A 16,807-nucleotide genomic window follows, 5' to 3' on the forward strand; every position below is an offset into this window, starting at 1 on the left:
ATTTAACAACAATTCGCAAAAATAAACGGCTTCCCCGCGTGGATAATCTCTTTTAATATCGTGTTTTTCGTGATTTAGGGCGATTTTTGATGACTGAAAGCATTATTGAACTGCGCCATTTGCGCACTTTGCTGGCGTTGGAAGAAACGGGCAGCGTTTCGCTGGCGGCGCAGCGGGTTTTTTTGACGCAATCGGCGTTGTCGCACCAAATTCGTGCGCTGGAAATTTATTTTGACACGCCGCTGTTTGAGCGCAAAACCACGCCGATTCGCTTTACTCCTGCGGGCGAGCGGCTGCTCAAACTGGGGCATGAGCTGTTGCCGCGCGTGGCGGCGGCGGAGCGGGATTTGATGCAGATTGTGCAGGGCGAAGCGGGCGAAATGCGCATTGCGGTGGAATGCCACACTTGCTTTGATTGGCTGATGCCTGCGATGGGCGTGTTTCGCCCGCAATGGCCGCAGGTGGAATTGGATATTGTGTCGGGCTTTCAGGCCGACCCTGTTGCGCTGTTGCTTACCCATCGCGCGGATTTTGCGATTGTGTCCGAAGCCGCGCCGCAAGCGGGGGTGGCGTATCAGCCGTTGTTTGCTTATGAAATGGTGGGCATTTGCGCGCCCGACCATCCGCTTGCCAGCAAGCCTGTGTGGCAGGCGGAAGATTTTGCGGATGAAACGCTGATTGCTTATCCCGTGCCCGATGATATGTTGGATTTGCTGAAAAAGGTGTTGCTGCCGCGCGGCATCCATCCCAAGCGGCGCAACAGCGAGCTGACGATTACCATTGTGCAACTGGTCGCCAGTAAGCGCGGCATTGCGGCGTTGCCTTATTGGGCGGTGATGCCGTATGTGGAGAAAAATTATGTGGTGCATCGCCCGATTGGCGAGCAGCCGTTGCAAAGCGAGCTTTATGCGGCGATGCGCGAAGGGGACAGCAATCGCGCGTATATCAATGATTTTTGCACGATTATTCGGCAAGAGAGTTTTGCCAATTTGCCTGCGTTGAGCGTGTTGATGATGTGAATACAGGTTCTAAGCCTGTTTACACGCGTTTTCAGGCTGCCTTGGCGGTGACATTAGGCAGCCTGAAAATGAATTGCGCTGTTGCAAGCCTGTTTACTCTTTATTCTCCGCCAACATCGCAGCATCCCATTCAGCTTGGGCGAGAAAATAATCCTGCAAACAGCCTTGCACGGCTTCCTCTTCGTAAAGCAGCGTGCAATCGCCATCCGCGCCCGCCAGCAGCGTCGTGCCATCTATTGCGCCCAATAGCGTGGAAGCGGTATCCAGCATCACCGTCTTAATCAAGCCGATGATGGCGTTTTTTTGCGGGCCATCCAATGGCTGCACTATTTTTCGGACTGCATCATACGTTGTGCCTGTGTCGCCAATTTCTTGGTTTAACAAATGATGTTTGTAGTATTGCATATTGTTGAATAAGCGCGTTGTATATTGCTTCGCTGATTGCTTTATCTTTCATGTTTGCTATTCTTTCTCTATGCCAATTCGCCTTGCGCCATTTTACCTGCCAAAGGTAGCCTGAAACGAAGTTCAGCGTAGCTAAAACCATTTCTTTTACCGCCCCCAAAAGGCAGCCTGAAAATATTTCGGTATAATTTCCACCCCTTTCCCATCCCCCCTTATCTAGCCGTGAAAATCCTGATTTTAGGCTGCGGACAAGTCGGCTCCGCCATCGCCGAAGAACTCGCCGCCATGCCCAGCAACGATGTAACCATCGTGGATACCGATGAACAAGCCCTGAAAAACATCGCCAGCCGCCTTGATGTGCAAACGCTGGTGGGCAATGCCGCTTCGCCCCTGCTGCTGGAACAAGCAGGCGCGCCCGACACCGATATGCTGCTTGCGCTCACCCGCAGCGATGAAACCAACTTGGTTGCCTGCAAACTCGCCGCCACGCTGTTCAACATCCCCCAGCGCATCGCCCGCGTGCGCAATTCTGCCTACCAAGAATACGGCGAAACCGACCAAGACCCCGACACCCTATCCGCCAGCCTGAAAGCCTTTGACATCACCGATTCCATCCACCCCGAGCATCTGCTCACCGAACACATCGCAGGCTTGTTAAGCTATGTGCGCGCCTTGCAAGTGCTGCCCTTTGCCCACGACAAAGTGCGTATGGTGGTGGCGGAAGCCAAAACCGACGACTGGCTGGTGGGCAAAAGTCTGGTGCAAATCAACGCCCAGCTGGGCGAAAACTTGGATTGCCAAATCTCCGCCATCTATCGCAACACCCGCCTGATTGTGCCGCAGCCTGAAACCGTGATAGAAGAAGGCGACGAAATCGCCTTTATGGTGGCATCCAAACACATGGCAGCGGTGATGTATGTATTATTTGAATACAACCAATCCAACCACCGCGTGATGATTGCAGGCGGCGGCAACGTTGGCTTTCGGCTGGCGAAAAAAATGGAAGGCAAATTCAACATCAAAATCATCGAAGAAGATGCCCACCGCGCCGAATGGCTTGCCGAACAGCTAGACAACACATTGGTATTACACGGCTCCGCCACCGATGAAAACCTGCTCACGCGCGAATACATCAACGAAATTGACGTATTCTGCGCCCTAACCAACGACGACGAAAACAACATCATGGCAGGCTTGTTGGCCAAAAACCTAGGCGCAAAACGCGTGATTAGCGTCATCAACCGCGCCCGCTATGTGGACTTGCTCACAGGCAACCAGCTAGACATCATCGTCTCGCCGCACCAAATCACCATCGGCAGCGTGCTCGCCCATGTGCGCCGTGGCGACATCGCCGCCATCTATCCCCTGCGGCGCGGCACAGCCGAAGCCATTGAAGCTGTTGTCCACGGCGACCGCGCCACATCATCGCTGGTGGGGCGGCGCGTGGACGAAATCAAATGGCCACCCGCCTGCCACATTGCCGCCATCGTGCGCGACGACCAAGTCATCATGGGGCGACACCACGACCAAATCCTTGCCGATGGCGACAGGCTGGTGCTGTTCGTTTCCCGCCGCCGCATCTCGCGCGAATTGGAAAAATTGATACAAGTGAAGATGGGTTTTTTTGGCTGATGATTTGTTTTCAGGCTGCCTTGGGGTGGATATAAAAGGCAGCCTGAAAACTATGTTACAATTACAAATCAACAAAATATATTGACACTAATATGAATAAATTACTTTTATTATTAACTGTAAATATGGCATGGTTGCCAATGACTTACGCCCAACAACCTTTATCATCTCAACCACAGAAAGCGAGTAAAAACATGGAAATTTCAAATGAAGATTTAGAGTTTGAGAAAAATAAAACAACATTGCAAAAAATGATTTCGTTTCCAAACGATAAAATCAAAGCAATTAATTTATTAGCGATAGAGTTACATAGTATATACGATTTAAAATTTGATAAAAAAGTCTTCATGCACTATAAGCAAGAAAATACCAATGGGTGGAGAGCATCATTTAATGGTGCTGAGGCAGATGGATGGTTCCGCATAGAAAATGAAAAAATAAACAGTGTTTTCAATGCTATAAAAAATATACCTGCATTACCAAGAAATAACGAACATTACATTTGGCTGGGAGAAATGATTGAAATAGAATATTTTAATCAAAAACCTGTCTACATTATTATTGAGGGACAAAATTCATCTAAACAGAAATATTTAATAGCAGAAATTGAAGGTATATCAGATAAACCCATACGAATTACTGTTCCATTAAAAGATATTCAAAACTTATTTTATTCTATTGATAATACACATATTTTATTTTCTTATTTTGGCAAGAAAGGCTATTAAATGGTTACGACAAAAGATTTTGAAAAGAATGGTATCGTTATGTCGGTTAATTTCCCTCATAGTACTACACCTGTAATGGCTGATAAAGAAATTTTAGGAAATTATTTAATTAATATGATTGATTTTAATCAAAATGACAACAATCAAAATGGCAACAATTTTCCCAAACTAAATCATAAGTTTGTACAAACATTTATACCTAATGCAACAAGTGCTCATTCAGATGATATTAAAAAGCTGGATACTGCATTAGCATATTTGCAGCAAAATCCAAAAGCAGCCAAATTAATTGAACAGACCGTAAAAAATGGAGTTAGTATTGTTATGGTAAACAAAGGGCACGGTCATTATTATCGATTAAATGATGGTGATGCCGATGGAATTATTTTTTGGAATCCCAACGAATCTTTGGAATTATTTGAGGACATTAACGGGCAAAGGGTGTCGCTAGGTAAACAATCGCCTGCTAATGTGTTACTCCATGAATTAGTCCACGCAACCGATCCTAATCTTGTTGGATTAAAAGTGGATATTGATAAATATGGAGAAGTTTATGATAAAAACGATGTAAATTTTAAATATTTCAATGCCGCTGAATACAGAGCAGTTACCACAGCCAACGAACTGGTCAGCAAGTACCATAATGAGCCTATCCGTCCTGACTATGACCATCCAAACTATACCAAGGTAGCTCCTGCTGTTGCCAAAAGCCCAATTGATTTCCATACAATTGAATACAATAAAAAAGGAGAAATTGAGCGAGAAATAACGCAAACTTATGATGATAAAAAAGGGATTGTTTCAAGAAAAACAGTTGATTTTTATCCTGATGAGCCAAATAAACAGCAAACAGTTACAGAAACTTTGACGGATATTCATGGCAAACCTATTTCGCAGGATAAACAAAAGGCTCAATCGCTTATTTCACCCAAAGAAATTGATTGGAACAAAATTTCTAATAAGGATTTATACGCAGCAATATTATCAGGCGATACGCAATCACGTGCTGCTCTTTCGGCTAGCTTTGCGCAATCGGATGCGGGAATGGCATTAAAAGCACGCGGTGCGGAGCTTTATGCGGAACAACAGGAGGAGCAACGCCAGCAAGCATTTCAACGTGAATTGGAACAAATGCGAGAACAAGCAGAACAACGTCGCCAACAAGAAGCGGAGCAGCAACAATCTCAATCACTATCTCGTGGCATAAGACGTTAAGCATGATTGATGAGCAGCAGACTGAAAAAGTCTGCTTTTGTTTTATATAACCCCATTTTTTAATTGTAAGGAAAATAAATGGAATATGCTGATTATGATGAAACAGATGCGCTTAATGATTTGAATGATGAATTGCGTGTAGCTATTCAAACTTTGATGGTTTTAAGTGCGGAGATGACTGAACGCGAGCAAAGAATATCTCAAATGTTGATTCAAAATTCTAACGAAATTCGCCATAAGTTAAACCAAGAATCAACTCAATTTAGCAAGCATTTAATGGAAGAAACACAAAGAGTTTTACCACCGCTGGTTCAGAAATACGACAGTATTGTATCGCCCGTTTTTGATAAGGTAAAACAAACGCATAGAACAGTAAAATTTTGGATATTGGGGATTATTGGGGTGTTTATTGCATTGGGGATAATGTCTTGGTTTTTGATACGGCAATATAAAAATGAATTTATACGCTATCAAAATGCTGTGGAGATTGTGCGGGCGTTTAATAGTTCGGATGCGGTGGTTTGTGATGGGCGGATTTGTATTAAGGCAGAATCGGGCACGGGGTATAAGCCTTATTTGAGAGCGAAAGCGCGGGAGTGAGTATATACATGCCCACCATCCAATCCCTACACAACCCCCAGCTCAAACACCTTGCCAAAATCCTAACCGCGTCCAAACACCGCCGCACACATCAGCAAGCTGCGTTGGAAGGCACGCATCTGCTCGCCGCCTATTTAGACGCAGGCAACACCCCGCAGCAGGTTTACATCCCCGAACCCAAGTTTAGGCAGCCTGAAACCGCCGCGCTCATCGCAAGGCTGCCTGAAAACCGCATCACACCCGTTGCGCCCAATCTACTGCAAAAAATCAGCAGCTTAGACCACGCTGACGACATCATCAGCCTGATTACCCTGCCCCAACCCGCCCCGCCCAGCAGCGGCGACTGCATTGTGTTAGACGCGGTGCAGGACGCGGGCAATGTGGGCACGGTGCTGCGCAGCGCGGCGGCGGCAGGCATCCGCAATGTAGTGCTGGGCTTGGGCTGCGCCGATGCTTATTCGCCCAAAGTGCTGCGCGCGGGCATGGGCGCGCATTTTGCGCTTGCGCTGCACGAGCGCGTGAACCTGCGTGACTGGCTGGCAAACTACCCCCAGCGCACGCTCGCCACCGCGCTCACCGAACACAACAATTTTTCCTTATACGACCTAAACTTGCGCCAGCCATCGGCATGGATTTTTGGCAACGAAGGCAGCGGCGTATCGCCCGACATCCTTGCCGCCGCCGATGCCACAGTAAAAATCCCGATGCAAGGCGCGGTGGAATCGCTCAACATCGCCCAAGCCGCCACCATTTGCCTGTTTGAACAAATGCGGCAACGTTTGGCAGCCTGAACCGGAGTAGGCAGCCTGAAAACGTAAACCCTGCCAAAAAGTTGCCCCTGCCCGCAATACTCTCTACAATGCCCGTGTGCCGCCCCGCGCGGACTATTTTTATAACGAACGAAAGGAATCTTATGAAACAAAAACTTATCCTAGCCACTCTTGCTGCTGCTTTGCTTGCCGCCCCCGCGCTTGCTGCGCCCACCGCGCAACAGCAACAACAACTTAACGAAGACTGCGCCATTGTTGCCAACATTGCTTTGGATTCCATGGGGCAATTTCAAACAGGTAAAAACCAAGCTACCGCGCTGAAAACGCTGCAACAAAAATACGTTAAACCCGCCAAGCCCGAAGCGCAACAAATGGTGGGGCGCGTGGTGGAAAGCATCAACAATATGCTGTACAAACAGCCCAAAGGCGCAATTGAAATCGGCCAAACCGATGCCGAACGCCAAGACCATATGCAAGCATGGGCAGCAGCGGTTTACACCACTTGCATCAACAACGGCAAATAACGCGATAATTTGTGTAACAAAACGCCCGTCAGCTGGATTGACGGGCGTTTTTTGGTTTTCAGGCTGCCTATTTGTGTTCAACCAACAAGGCAGCCTGAAAAACAAGCCCATGCAATTGCGCATGGGCTTTATTGATGGCTCAAAATGGATATGAGCTAGCGGCGATTAACGTTAGTAATTGGGGCGGGCAACCAGCGTAATATCGCCATTTTTTGCCCACTCGCCCATTTTGTGAACCGTTACGCCTGCACCAGAAGCAACGACGTAAGAATCAATTACCAAATCGTTGCCCTGCGCGTCTTTGCCGTAATACATGGCAACGTGATACACGTTGGCAAAATATTTGCCGCTGGTGCCTTCGCCTTCGGGGTCTTGTTTGGAATAGGCGAGCAAATCGCCGCGTTTAAATTCGTTGGTTTCGTTGAGCCACACATCGCCGTTGGCAAAACATCGCCGTTGGCAAAGAACCAGCGCACTAAGCCATAGGCTTGGTGTGGCGGATAGCTATACGCGGTGGTATCTATGCGCTCATTTTTGTCACTTGCGTAGGTGAAGTGGTGATAGTCGTAGCCTTGCAGCACTAAATTAAGGGGTAGTGTCCTAAAAAGTATGCTGCACTGCTGTTCCTTCCCCCGCTGGCGGGGGAAGGAACAGCAGTGCAGCATACTTTTTAGGACACTACCCATGGTTGAATAATCGGAAGGTTGGACCTGATCGTCTGGGTTTTCAGGCTGCCTTTGGGCTTAATTGTTTCAACACCGCCCTTACGGTTCTCACCCGCGCTTCCACATCTTCCATCACCGCGCTCACGCGCAGTTTGTCCGCCCCCGCCATGCGGTAGTTTTTATTGCTCTGCATCAGCAAAATAATATCGGCAGGCTCGACGCTGGTGTGTTTGCCGAAGGTGAGCGTGAGCGCGTCGGTGGACGCATCAATCGCGGTGATGCCGAAGGCTTTGGCGGCTAGGCGCAGGCGGTGGCTGTCAAGCAGGGTTTTGACGGGCTGTTCGGGCAGGCCGAAGCGGTCTACCAGTTCTTCGTGGATGCTGTTGATTTGCCCTTCGGTTTCGCAGGTGGCGAGGCGTTTGTAGAGGACGAGCCGTTCGTGGATGTCGGGGCAGTAGCCTTCGGGCAGCAGGGCGGGGCTGTGCAGTTTGATTTCGGTGGTGATGCCCAGCGGCGCGTCGAGGTCGGGCTGGCGGCCTTTTTTGAGGTCGCGCACGGCTTGTTTGAGCATTTCGGTGTAGAGCGTGAAGCCGACCTGTATCATTTCTCCGGATTGTCCTTCGCCGAGGATTTCGCCTGCGCCGCGGATTTCCAAATCCTGCATGGCAAGGGTGAAACCTGCGCCGAGTTCGTCTGCCGCCGCGATGGCGTCGAGGCGTTTTTCTGCGTCTTTGGTGATGTATTCGGGCGTGAGCAGGTAGGCGTAGGCTTGGTGGTGGCTGCGGCCGACGCGCCCGCGAAGCTGGTGCAGTTGCGCCAGCCCGAATTTGTCGGCGCGGTTGATGATGATGGTGTTGGCGTTGGGGATGTCGATGCCGGTTTCGATGATGGTGGAACAGAGCAACACGTTGAATCTTTGCTGCAAAAAGTCGCGCATGACTTGTTCTAGTTCTCGCTCGCGCAGTTGTCCGTGTGCCACGCCGATGCGGGCTTCGGGCAGCAGGGTTTCCAGCCGCTCGCGCATGTTTTCGATGGTATCCACTTCATTGTGCAGGAAAAATATCTGCCCGCCGCGTTTGAGTTCGCGCAATACGGCTTCGCGCACGCTGCCTTCGCTGAACGGTTTGACAAAGGTTTTGACGGCGAGGCGGCGGCTCGGCGCGGTGGTAATCAGCGAGAAGTCGCGCAGACCTTCGAGCGCCATGCTGAGGGTGCGCGGAATCGGCGTGGCGGTCATGGTGAGGATATCGACATTGGCGCGCAGGCGTTTGAGCTGCTCTTTCTGGCGCACACCGAAGCGGTGTTCTTCGTCGATAATCACTAAGCCTAAGTTTTTGAATTTGATGTCGTCCTGCACCAGTTTGTGCGTGCCGATAACGATATCGACCGTGCCGTCTGCCATGCCTTCCAGCGCGGCTTTGGTGGCTTTGCTGTTGTTGAAACGCGAAAGGCTGGCGACTTTCACGGGGAAATCGGCGAAACGGTCGGCGAAATTTTGCGCGTGCTGCTCGACCAGAAGCGTGGTCGGGGCGAGTACGGCAACCTGTTTGCCGCCCATTACCGCCACAAACGCGGCGCGCAGGGCGACTTCGGTTTTGCCGAAACCAACATCGCCGCACACAAGGCGGTCCATCGGCTTCGCCTGCGTTAAATCTTTAATCACGGCGGCGATGGCGGCGGCTTGGTCTTCGGTTTCCTCGTAGCCGAAGCCGTCGGCAAAGGCGCGGTAGTCGTCTTCGCTGAACGGGAATTTGTGCCCTTCTTGCGCGGCGCGTCGGGCGTAGAGGTTTAAAAGCTCGGCGGCGGTGTCGCGGGCTTTTTCGGCAGCCTTGCGCTTGGCTTTGTTCCATGTCGCGCTGCCGAGTTTGTGCAGTTGCACGTTTTCATGCGCCTGGCCGGAGTAGCGGCTGATTAAATGCAGTTGCGAAACAGGCACATAAAGCTGCGCTTCACCTGCGTATTCCAGCAGCATCATCTCCTGCGCTTCGCCGCCCAAATCCATCGTTACCAAGCCCATATAGCGGCCGATGCCGTGTTCTTCGTGGACAACGGGGTCGCCGATGCTGATTTCGGCAAGGTCGCGCAGCAAACCATCGGACACGGCGGCGTGCTTCTTGCGGCGTGTGCTGCTGCGGCTTTTGGCGACGTATTGGTAGAGGTCGGATTCGGTGATGATGGCGAGGGCGGGGGTTTTCAGGCTGCCTTTGGGGGCGTCTGAAATATTTGGTAGGTTGGGTCTTGACCCAACATTTGCGGCGGATTGTTGGGTCTCGACCCAACCTACATTGTTTTCATGCTGCCTTTCAGACGGCGTTTCTCCGTTTTCAGGCTGCCCGCCCAATCTAAACCCATACGCCAGCGGCGTTACCGTAATGCACAGCCGCGCATCGCTCTGCAAAAACGCCTGCCAGCCGTCCACATTTTTCGGCTTCAAACCGTGCTGCGCAAAAAAGCCCAGCATGGTTTCGCGCCGCCCCGCGCTTTCGGCGGTAAGCAGAATCCGCCCGCCAAAGGCAGCCTGAAAATCCTGCAACGCCTGCAAAGGCTGCTCCGCCTGACGGTTCACCGCCACATCGGGCAGCGCAAACGCCCCACCGCCCAATTCGGGGTGGATTTGCGGATAGGCTTTCAGGCAGCCTGAAAATTGGTCGGCAGCGAGATACAGATGCTGCGGCGGCAGCGGCGGATAGGTTTCGTCGCACTGCGCCATTTGGAAACGCGATTTCACTTCCGCCTCAAACCGCCGCGCCTCGGCGTGCACATCGCCCACGCACACCGCCAGCGCGTCCGCGCCCAGATAGTCAAACAGCGTCGCGCAGCCGTCTTCAAAAAACAGCGGCAGATAATATTCCACCCCCGCGCCAAACTGACCGCCGCTCACGGCTTTGTACACCGCCGCCTCGTTCGGATTGCCGTTCACCTCCTCGCGGAAACGGCTGCGGAAGATTTTTTGCGCCGCGTCGTCGGTGGGGAATTCGTGCGCGGGCAGCAGGCGGATTTCCGACACGGGCGCGATGGTGCGCTGGCTGTCGGGGTCAAACGTTTTGATGCTGTCAATCTCATCGTCAAACAAATCAATGCGATACGGCGTGTCGCTGCCCGTGGGGAACAAGTCCACAATGCCGCCGCGCACGGCAAATTCGCCGCCCGCCACCACATTCGACACCGCACTGTAACCCGCTTCCACCAGATTCTGCCGTAGCGCGGCAATGTCCAGCCGCTGCCCCGTTTTCAGCCAAAACGTGCGTCCCAACAGAAACGGCGCGGGCGCAAGACGCTGCATCGCCGTGGCAACGGGCACAAACAGCGCGTCCGCCAGCCCGTTTTTAAGCTGCCACAACACCGACAGCCGCTCCGACACCAAATCCTGATGCGGCGAAAACCGCTCATAAGGCAGCGTTTCCCAGTCGGGCAGAAACAGCGCGTTGTCCTGCGGGCGGAAAAACTGCCACGCCGTTTGCAGCCGCAGCGCGGTTTCCGCGTCGGGCGTAAGGATAAGTTTCGGCGGCTTGGGCGGCAGGTTTTGCGTTAAGAAATAAGGCAGGCTGCCGGCGGTGAGATTGAGCCAGCGGGTGCGCGGGGCGGATGGGGTGGGGAGGGGAAAGGTCATGGTTGGTTTTTTGGGGGTTAAAAAACGTTTTAGGCAGCCTGAAAACAGGGACGGGTTTTGGGTTTCGCAGAAGCCCGTAAACTTGCTTTCAGGCTGCCTTGGATTTTATAAGCCGTAGTTTCGTAGCGACTTACAACGTGCCAACAAACAAAAATGAATAAAGATTTTCTCGGTTGATTTTTAATTCGGCGCAGTCAAGCAGTTGCTGGATTTCAGCAAGATAGTCTTCATCTTCATTCAGGAAGTAGTTTTCATCGCACTCCCCGTCTATTGTGTTGGCGGCAATATATTTGATGGAAATGTCCATCATATCGGACAAGACGCAAATAAAATCTGCAAGGGTTTGGGCGATGGGGAATTTTTCATTTGTGCCGAAAGTCATGGCAAATAATTCTCCCGTTTCGCTGTCAATCAATATTGGCTGGTCGTCCTGATTGAGCAAATATAAAAAATGTTCGTCTTTTCCGTCCAGCCAGCCGCGATGGTTTTGCATATCGTCCCACGATTGGAAAAAGAACAAATTAAAAGGATTGCCGATTGCGATGAGATTATGGGATGGGTGCAGGGTGTTCATAAAATTTGCTGCATCGCTTTTGTTGGCATCATACAAATCAGGGTTAAAAACCAACGTTCCGTTATCAAATTCTGCCCTGCCTTCTTTGCCGTAAACGTTTGAAAAATGGTGTAGCGCGTTTTTTATCAACATTTTTCTTTCTTTGTTGCGGGTTGCGGTTGCGTCAGTCGGATACTCGTATCCAACAAACATTCAATGCTGCGCCAAGGTCGGATTTTAGAACCCGACTTGCTTAGAACCTGTATTCACTATTTGCATAGGCAGCCTTGCTTTTGAAAAGCGTTGTTCAGCCGTTTGTCGTTGCCTGCGAGCCGCATTGTGTCGCGTTTCGGGCAGAAGCTGAGGTAGGTGCGGAACAGGATATCTTGGCGCAGGATTTCGTTGCGGCATTCTTCGGCGGTGATGGTGCGGACGTTTTCCGGCATTGCCGGAACTTCGTCGGAAGGCGGCTGTGCGGCGGCGTGGGTGGTAAGCAGGGCGAGGGTTTTCATGGGATTTCCATTTGAGTGAGCCAAGGTTTTTTCAGGCTGCCTTTGCGCGGGCGGTACTTTGCTTTATAGTGCGCCTTTTCACACGCGCATAGGAGTATGACGATGGGTTTGATTGGTATGATTGTGATTGGTTTTTTTGTTGGGCTGGTGGCGCGGGCGATTATGCCGGGTAACAACAAAATGGGCTTTTGGCTGACTTCGGGGCTGGGGATGCTGGGCTCGGTGGTGGCGGGCTTTCTAGGGCAGCAGCTGGGCTGGTACAGCATCGGCGAGCCTGCGGGCTTTGTGGCTTCGGTGGTGGGTGCGCTGCTGATTATGGCGGTGTTGGGCGGGGTGCGCCGTTAGGGTGCTTTCTTGCTCTTTAAGGCAGCCTGAAAACGGGCGAAGCGAGTTTTAGCGAAGCTAAAACGGCAGCTCAATTTGTTTTCAGGCTGCCTTTTTTGTTGGGTTATTTTCTTTTCAACACCAGCGTGAATACGCCGTTTTCTTCGCGGCTGTCTAGCAATTCGTGTCCTGTGTGTTGGCAGAAGGCGGCGAAGTCGGCGGGCGCGCCTGCATCGGTGGCGAGTATGGTGATGATGGCACCGCTGTCTAGGGTGGCTAGGGCTTTTTTGGCGCGGAGAATGGGTAGCGGGCATTTTAAGCCTGTTAGGTCTAGGGTTGGCATGGGAGTTCCTTTGGGTGGGGCAGTCTGAAAGGGCTTTTTAGTGCTTTTCAGGCTGCTTTGATGGGGGGGAATGAAAGGGGGAGATTTTATCAAAGTTTGGGGCGGGGATTGGGCGTTTGCGCGTTTTCAGGCTGCTTGATGATTGCGCGGGGTGTTGTATTTTAAGGCAGCCTGAAAACGTGAAATTGCAGTTTCAGGCTGAAACCTTTGCAAAACCCAAAACACAACAAGAAATAGTCAATTCTCCGTCATTCCAGCGTAGGCGGGAATCTTGGTTAAATTCACACAATGGGTTGTTTTTTCATAAATTTATGAATATTGGACGAGATTCCCGCCTGCGCGGGAATGACGGCATTTCTTGTTTTCAGGCTGCCTTTTGTGTGGCTGGCGATGGCGGGATGGCGTGGATGGGATGGTTTCAAGGCTGCCTGAAACGCGGGTGCAATCGTGGCAGCCTGAAAACGCTTGCCCCGCGTTCCTACGGCTTGCTTGCAAGCCGTGCGCTGGCAAAATAAAAATAGCGGATTAGGGGATTGGGCTTTTCAGGCTGCTTTTGGGCTTTATGCCTAGGTTGCAGCCTGAAATCGTGTTCGCAAGCCAACCTGCCCTACTCTGCCACCACCATCACTCGCAATTCTTCGTGCCAGTAGCCATCGGGGCGGGGGGCGACTTGGGCGTACAGCGCGGCGGGGGTGATTTGGCTGCGGCTGATGGTTTCGGGCTGTGTGATGCGGGCGGGGGCTAGGTATTCGGTGCGGTTTAGGCGGTAGTAGCGGGCGTGTTCGGGCAGGATGTGGGCGGTGGTTGTCCAGATGCCGCTCCATGCTTGCGGCGGGAAGGGGGGTGGCAGCTTGCCTGTAGCGGTGAAGCCGATGCCGCGTACGATGCTGGCGCTGCGGATGGGTTCAGAGGCGATGTTGTGTTGGCGCAGGGTTGCTTGGGCTTGGGGGCTGGCGAGTAGGGCGAGTTGGCGTTGTAGCTTGCGTTGCTTGCGGGCTAGGGTGTCGCGCGGGTTGAGCCCTGCCATCTGTTCGCCTGTTGCGCTGCCGTGGTATTTGCAGGCGAGTTCTAGGTGGTAGGGCGTGCCGTTGAGCTCTACGATGTAGTCTATTTCGCCCAGCGTACTGTTGCCATCCGCATCATGGTTGTAAACGGGCAGATTGGCGGCGAGCAGCTTGGCGTGTGGGACGTGGGTGAACCAGTAGGCAAGCAGGTCTTCGGCGTATTTGCCGAGTGCATAGCGGTTGCGGGTTAGTTTTTCAGGCTGCCTTTGCGGGTCGCGCTGCCATTGTTCGTCCCATTGCAGCAGCAGCCTGAAACCGTGTTCGCCGAGCAATTCGCGCGTGGGCAATTCGCAGCCTGTGTGCCACAGCGGCGGGGCGGTGAGCAGGCTGGCTAGGTCGCGGATAGTGGGGTGGGCAAGCCGCCACCATAGGGCATCTTGGGCGTAGTTCATGGGGTTGTCCTTGGGATGGTTTTATTGTTTGCAAGCGGGCAAGTATAACGCGGATGGGGCTTGGCGGAACTTTGTTTCAGGCTGCCTATGCCATTTCACTTTTGCTGCGGATGGCGCAGCAAGGTAGCGCGGCAGATTTATGCCATAATCTGCGTTTTCTTGTTTACCGCAGCCTGAAAATGCCTTGCTATCTGAAAATCGCGCTCAACACGCCGCTTGGTTTGCTCACTTATTCCCACCCCACGCCGCTGCCACGCGGCACGCGCGTGCTGGTGCCGTTTATCAACAAAACGCTGGCGGGCATTGTGTGGGGCAGCGAAACGCAGCCTGAAATCGCCGCGCACAAAATCCGCGCCGTGCAACAAGTGTTGTCGGACGAGCCGCCGCTGCCCGAAAGCTGGCTCGCGCTGATTGAGTTTGCCGCGCGTTATTACCATTACCCCATCGGGCAAACCGCGTTCACCGCGCTGCCGCAAGCCCTGCGCGAAAACCAATCCGCCAAAATCCCGCAGCCTGAAACCTTTTACACGCTCAACGAATTAGGCAAACAGCAGCCTGAGCCGCCCGCGCGTTCGCACAAACAACGCGCCCTGTGGCAAGCCCTGTTTTCAGGCTGCCTAAACCTGCCCGCGCTGAAAAAAATCCATCCGCAAGCCGCCCATCTGATTAACGAATACGCCGCGCAAAACTGGCTTACCATCAGCACGCAAGGGCAGCCTGAAATCGCAAAATCCGCCCACACGCTCAACCCCGAGCAGCAAACCGCGTCTCACCAAATTCAGGCTGCCTTGGGGCAATTTCAGCCCTTTTTGCTGTACGGCATCACAGGCAGCGGCAAAACCGAAGTCTATTTTGATGCCATGGCAACCGCGCTCGCGCAAGGCAAGCAAGTGTTGCTGCTGCTGCCCGAAATCAACCTGACCCCCCAGCTTTTGCAGCGTGTTGCCAACCGCTTCCCCAGCCTGCCCACCGCCGTATTGCACAGCCAAACCGCCGCAGGCAAGCGCAGCCAAGATTACCTGCGCGCCATGCTCGGGCAAGCCAAGCTCATCATCGGCACGCGCCTAGCCGTGTTCACCCCGCTGCCCGATTTAGCCCTGATTGTGGTGGACGAAGAACACGACGCTTCGTTTAAACAAGACAACGAACTGCGCTACCACGCCCGCGATTTAGCCATCTGGCGCGCCCAGCAAGCCGCCTGCCCCATTGTGCTCGGCAGCGCGACCCCCAGCCTAGAAAGCTGGCACAAAGCGCAAACAGGCGCATACCGCCTGCTCACCCTGCCCCACCGCGCCAACCCCCGCGCCCAGCTCCCGCACATCCAGCTATTAGACATCCGCCCCACCACGCTCAACAACGGCATTTCCCCGCTCGCGCTCAAAATGCTGCACGACAACCACGCCCAAGGCGGGATGTCGCTGGTGTACCTTAACCGCCGTGGCTTCGCCCCCGCCCTATTCTGCGGCGACTGCGGGCACACCTTCGGCTGCCCCCATTGCTCCGCCAAAATGGTGTTGCACCAACGCGCCCGCCAGTTGCGCTGCCACCATTGCGATTTCAGGCTGCCCATCCCCATCGCCTGCCCCGACTGCGGCAACCAAGATTTAACCGCCATCGGACAAGGCACGCAGCGCATAGAAGACACCCTACGCGCCGCCCTGCCGCAAGCCCAAATCGCCCGCGTGGACAGAGACAGCACCAGCCACCAGCGCGATTGGAGCGAACTCTATGCCGCCATCCACGCAGGCGAAATTGATATATTGGTCGGCACGCAAATGCTCGCCAAAGGGCACGACTTCGCGCGGCTCAACCTTGTTATCATCCTAAACGCCGATGGCTCGCTGTTTTCCAGCGATTTTCGCGCCCCCGAGCGGCTGTTCGCCGAGCTGATGCAAGTATCAGGACGCGCAGGGCGCGCCGAAACCGCAGGGCGCGTGCTCATCCAAACCCGCCTGCCCGAACACCCCGTGTTCGCCGCCGTGCAAGCGCAAAACTACCCACTCTTCGCCGACCACGAACTTGCCCAACGCGAACTCTTCGCCCTGCCACCCTACGGTTTTCAGGCTGCCATCCGCGCCGATGCCCCCAGCCAAGCCGAAGCCAGCCAGTTTCTCAACGACATCCGCGACTGCATCGCCCCCATGCTGCCCGACAACGTCCACCAATTTGGTGCCGTCCCCATGCAAATGGCGCGCCTAGCCGAACGCGAACGCGCCCAAGTGTTCCTAGAAAGCCCCAGCCGCAAAGCCCTACACCACGCGCTCGCCCAATGGGAACAAGTGTTAGCGCAATACAAAAGCGGCAATGTGCGCTGGCATATAGATGTGGATACGCAGGAGATGTAGGGGGCTGTTAACATTCAACATTTTGGCAGCCTGAAAACATCAGCCCTATACCTTTCCTTTACATAAAATGATAAAATGCCCGCCATTTCCGATTGTCCAGCCAACT

17 protein-coding genes are annotated in these 16,807 nt (G+C 53.0%); 10 read left to right on the forward strand and 7 right to left on the reverse strand.

All coding sequences use genetic code 11. The annotated features are described in order from the left end of the window. Window positions 1–89 precede the first annotated feature (89 nt). Window positions 90–1,019, forward strand: coding sequence for a LysR family transcriptional regulator (locus tag Q4A85_RS00710; protein ID WP_303107052.1), 930 nt, complete (start codon window positions 90–92; stop codon window positions 1,017–1,019). A 93-nt stretch (window positions 1,020–1,112) separates the two neighbouring features. On the opposite strand, the gene Q4A85_RS00715 is transcribed toward Q4A85_RS00710, so the two are convergent. After that, window positions 1,113–1,424: a hypothetical protein gene (locus Q4A85_RS00715; RefSeq protein WP_303107053.1), complete on the reverse strand. Its 312-nt coding sequence runs from the start codon at window positions 1,422–1,424 to the stop codon at window positions 1,113–1,115. A gap of 222 nt (window positions 1,425–1,646) precedes the next feature. On the opposite strand from Q4A85_RS00715, the gene trkA reads away from it, so the two are divergent. The 6 genes from trkA (at window position 1,647) to Q4A85_RS00745 (ending at window position 6,893) form a co-directional block, all read left to right on the forward strand. Beyond that, window positions 1,647–3,056: a Trk system potassium transporter TrkA gene (gene trkA / locus Q4A85_RS00720; RefSeq protein WP_303107055.1), complete on the forward strand. Its 1,410-nt coding sequence runs from the start codon at window positions 1,647–1,649 to the stop codon at window positions 3,054–3,056. 92 nt (window positions 3,057–3,148) lie between these two features. After that, entirely contained in the window at window positions 3,149–3,784 is a 636-nt protein-coding gene (locus Q4A85_RS00725; RefSeq protein WP_303107056.1) for a hypothetical protein, read from the forward strand. Next, entirely contained in the window at window positions 3,785–4,999 is a 1,215-nt protein-coding gene (locus Q4A85_RS00730) for a M91 family zinc metallopeptidase (RefSeq protein WP_303107057.1), read from the forward strand. 78 nt (window positions 5,000–5,077) lie between these two features. Continuing rightward, window positions 5,078–5,599 carry a hypothetical protein gene (locus Q4A85_RS00735; RefSeq protein WP_303107058.1) on the forward strand — a complete coding sequence of 174 codons (522 nt, stop codon included), beginning with the start codon at window positions 5,078–5,080 and terminating at the stop codon, window positions 5,597–5,599. A gap of 8 nt (window positions 5,600–5,607) precedes the next feature. After that, complete coding sequence (locus Q4A85_RS00740; protein ID WP_303107109.1) at window positions 5,608–6,390, forward strand: RNA methyltransferase; 783 nt, start codon at window positions 5,608–5,610, stop codon at window positions 6,388–6,390. A gap of 122 nt (window positions 6,391–6,512) precedes the next feature. Then, the gene (locus Q4A85_RS00745) at window positions 6,513–6,893 is read left to right on the forward strand and encodes a hypothetical protein (protein ID WP_303107059.1); all 381 of its coding nucleotides are present in this window, start codon (window positions 6,513–6,515) and stop codon (window positions 6,891–6,893) included. A gap of 171 nt (window positions 6,894–7,064) precedes the next feature. On the opposite strand, the gene Q4A85_RS00750 is transcribed toward Q4A85_RS00745, so the two are convergent. The 4 genes from Q4A85_RS00750 to Q4A85_RS00765 form a co-directional block, all read right to left on the reverse strand. After that, on the reverse strand, window positions 7,065–7,325 hold the full coding sequence (locus Q4A85_RS00750) for a hypothetical protein (protein WP_303107060.1): 261 nt from the start codon (window positions 7,323–7,325) through the stop codon (window positions 7,065–7,067). 294 nt (window positions 7,326–7,619) lie between these two features. Continuing rightward, window positions 7,620–11,168 (reverse strand): transcription-repair coupling factor, encoded by a 3,549-nt coding sequence (gene mfd, locus Q4A85_RS00755; RefSeq protein WP_303107061.1) that lies wholly within the window; start codon window positions 11,166–11,168, stop codon window positions 7,620–7,622. A 130-nt stretch (window positions 11,169–11,298) separates the two neighbouring features. Then, entirely contained in the window at window positions 11,299–11,934 is a 636-nt protein-coding gene (locus tag Q4A85_RS00760; RefSeq protein ID WP_303107062.1) for a hypothetical protein, read from the reverse strand. 56 nt (window positions 11,935–11,990) lie between these two features. Beyond that, a complete protein-coding gene (locus tag Q4A85_RS00765) occupies window positions 11,991–12,233 on the reverse strand; it encodes a hypothetical protein (RefSeq protein WP_303107063.1) in 243 nt (80 codons plus the stop codon). Between the two features lie 102 nt (window positions 12,234–12,335). Between Q4A85_RS00765 and Q4A85_RS00770 the strand changes: the two genes are divergently transcribed. Continuing rightward, window positions 12,336–12,578 (forward strand): GlsB/YeaQ/YmgE family stress response membrane protein, encoded by a 243-nt coding sequence (locus tag Q4A85_RS00770; protein ID WP_303107064.1) that lies wholly within the window; start codon window positions 12,336–12,338, stop codon window positions 12,576–12,578. A gap of 103 nt (window positions 12,579–12,681) precedes the next feature. Here Q4A85_RS00770 and Q4A85_RS00775 read toward each other — a convergent pair whose 3' ends face one another. Continuing rightward, window positions 12,682–12,900, reverse strand: a complete 219-nt coding sequence (locus tag Q4A85_RS00775) for a sulfurtransferase TusA family protein (RefSeq protein WP_303107065.1) — start codon at window positions 12,898–12,900, stop codon at window positions 12,682–12,684. Between the two features lie 311 nt (window positions 12,901–13,211). Between Q4A85_RS00775 and Q4A85_RS00780 the strand changes: the two genes are divergently transcribed. Then, complete coding sequence (locus Q4A85_RS00780) at window positions 13,212–13,415, forward strand: hypothetical protein (RefSeq protein WP_303107066.1); 204 nt, start codon at window positions 13,212–13,214, stop codon at window positions 13,413–13,415. A gap of 92 nt (window positions 13,416–13,507) precedes the next feature. Here the strand turns inward: Q4A85_RS00780 and Q4A85_RS00785 are convergent, their stop codons facing one another. Continuing rightward, entirely contained in the window at window positions 13,508–14,356 is an 849-nt protein-coding gene (locus tag Q4A85_RS00785; protein WP_303107067.1) for a DUF1853 family protein, read from the reverse strand. Window positions 14,357–14,535: 179 nt separating this feature from the next. Between Q4A85_RS00785 and Q4A85_RS00790 the strand changes: the two genes are divergently transcribed. Next, the gene (locus tag Q4A85_RS00790; protein ID WP_303107111.1) at window positions 14,536–16,701 is read left to right on the forward strand and encodes a primosomal protein N'; all 2,166 of its coding nucleotides are present in this window, start codon (window positions 14,536–14,538) and stop codon (window positions 16,699–16,701) included. The last annotated feature ends 106 nt before the right edge of the window (window positions 16,702–16,807 follow it).

This window comes from Kingella sp. (in: b-proteobacteria) (assembly GCF_030527935.1).
GTDB lineage: Bacteria > Pseudomonadota > Gammaproteobacteria > Burkholderiales > Neisseriaceae > Kingella_B.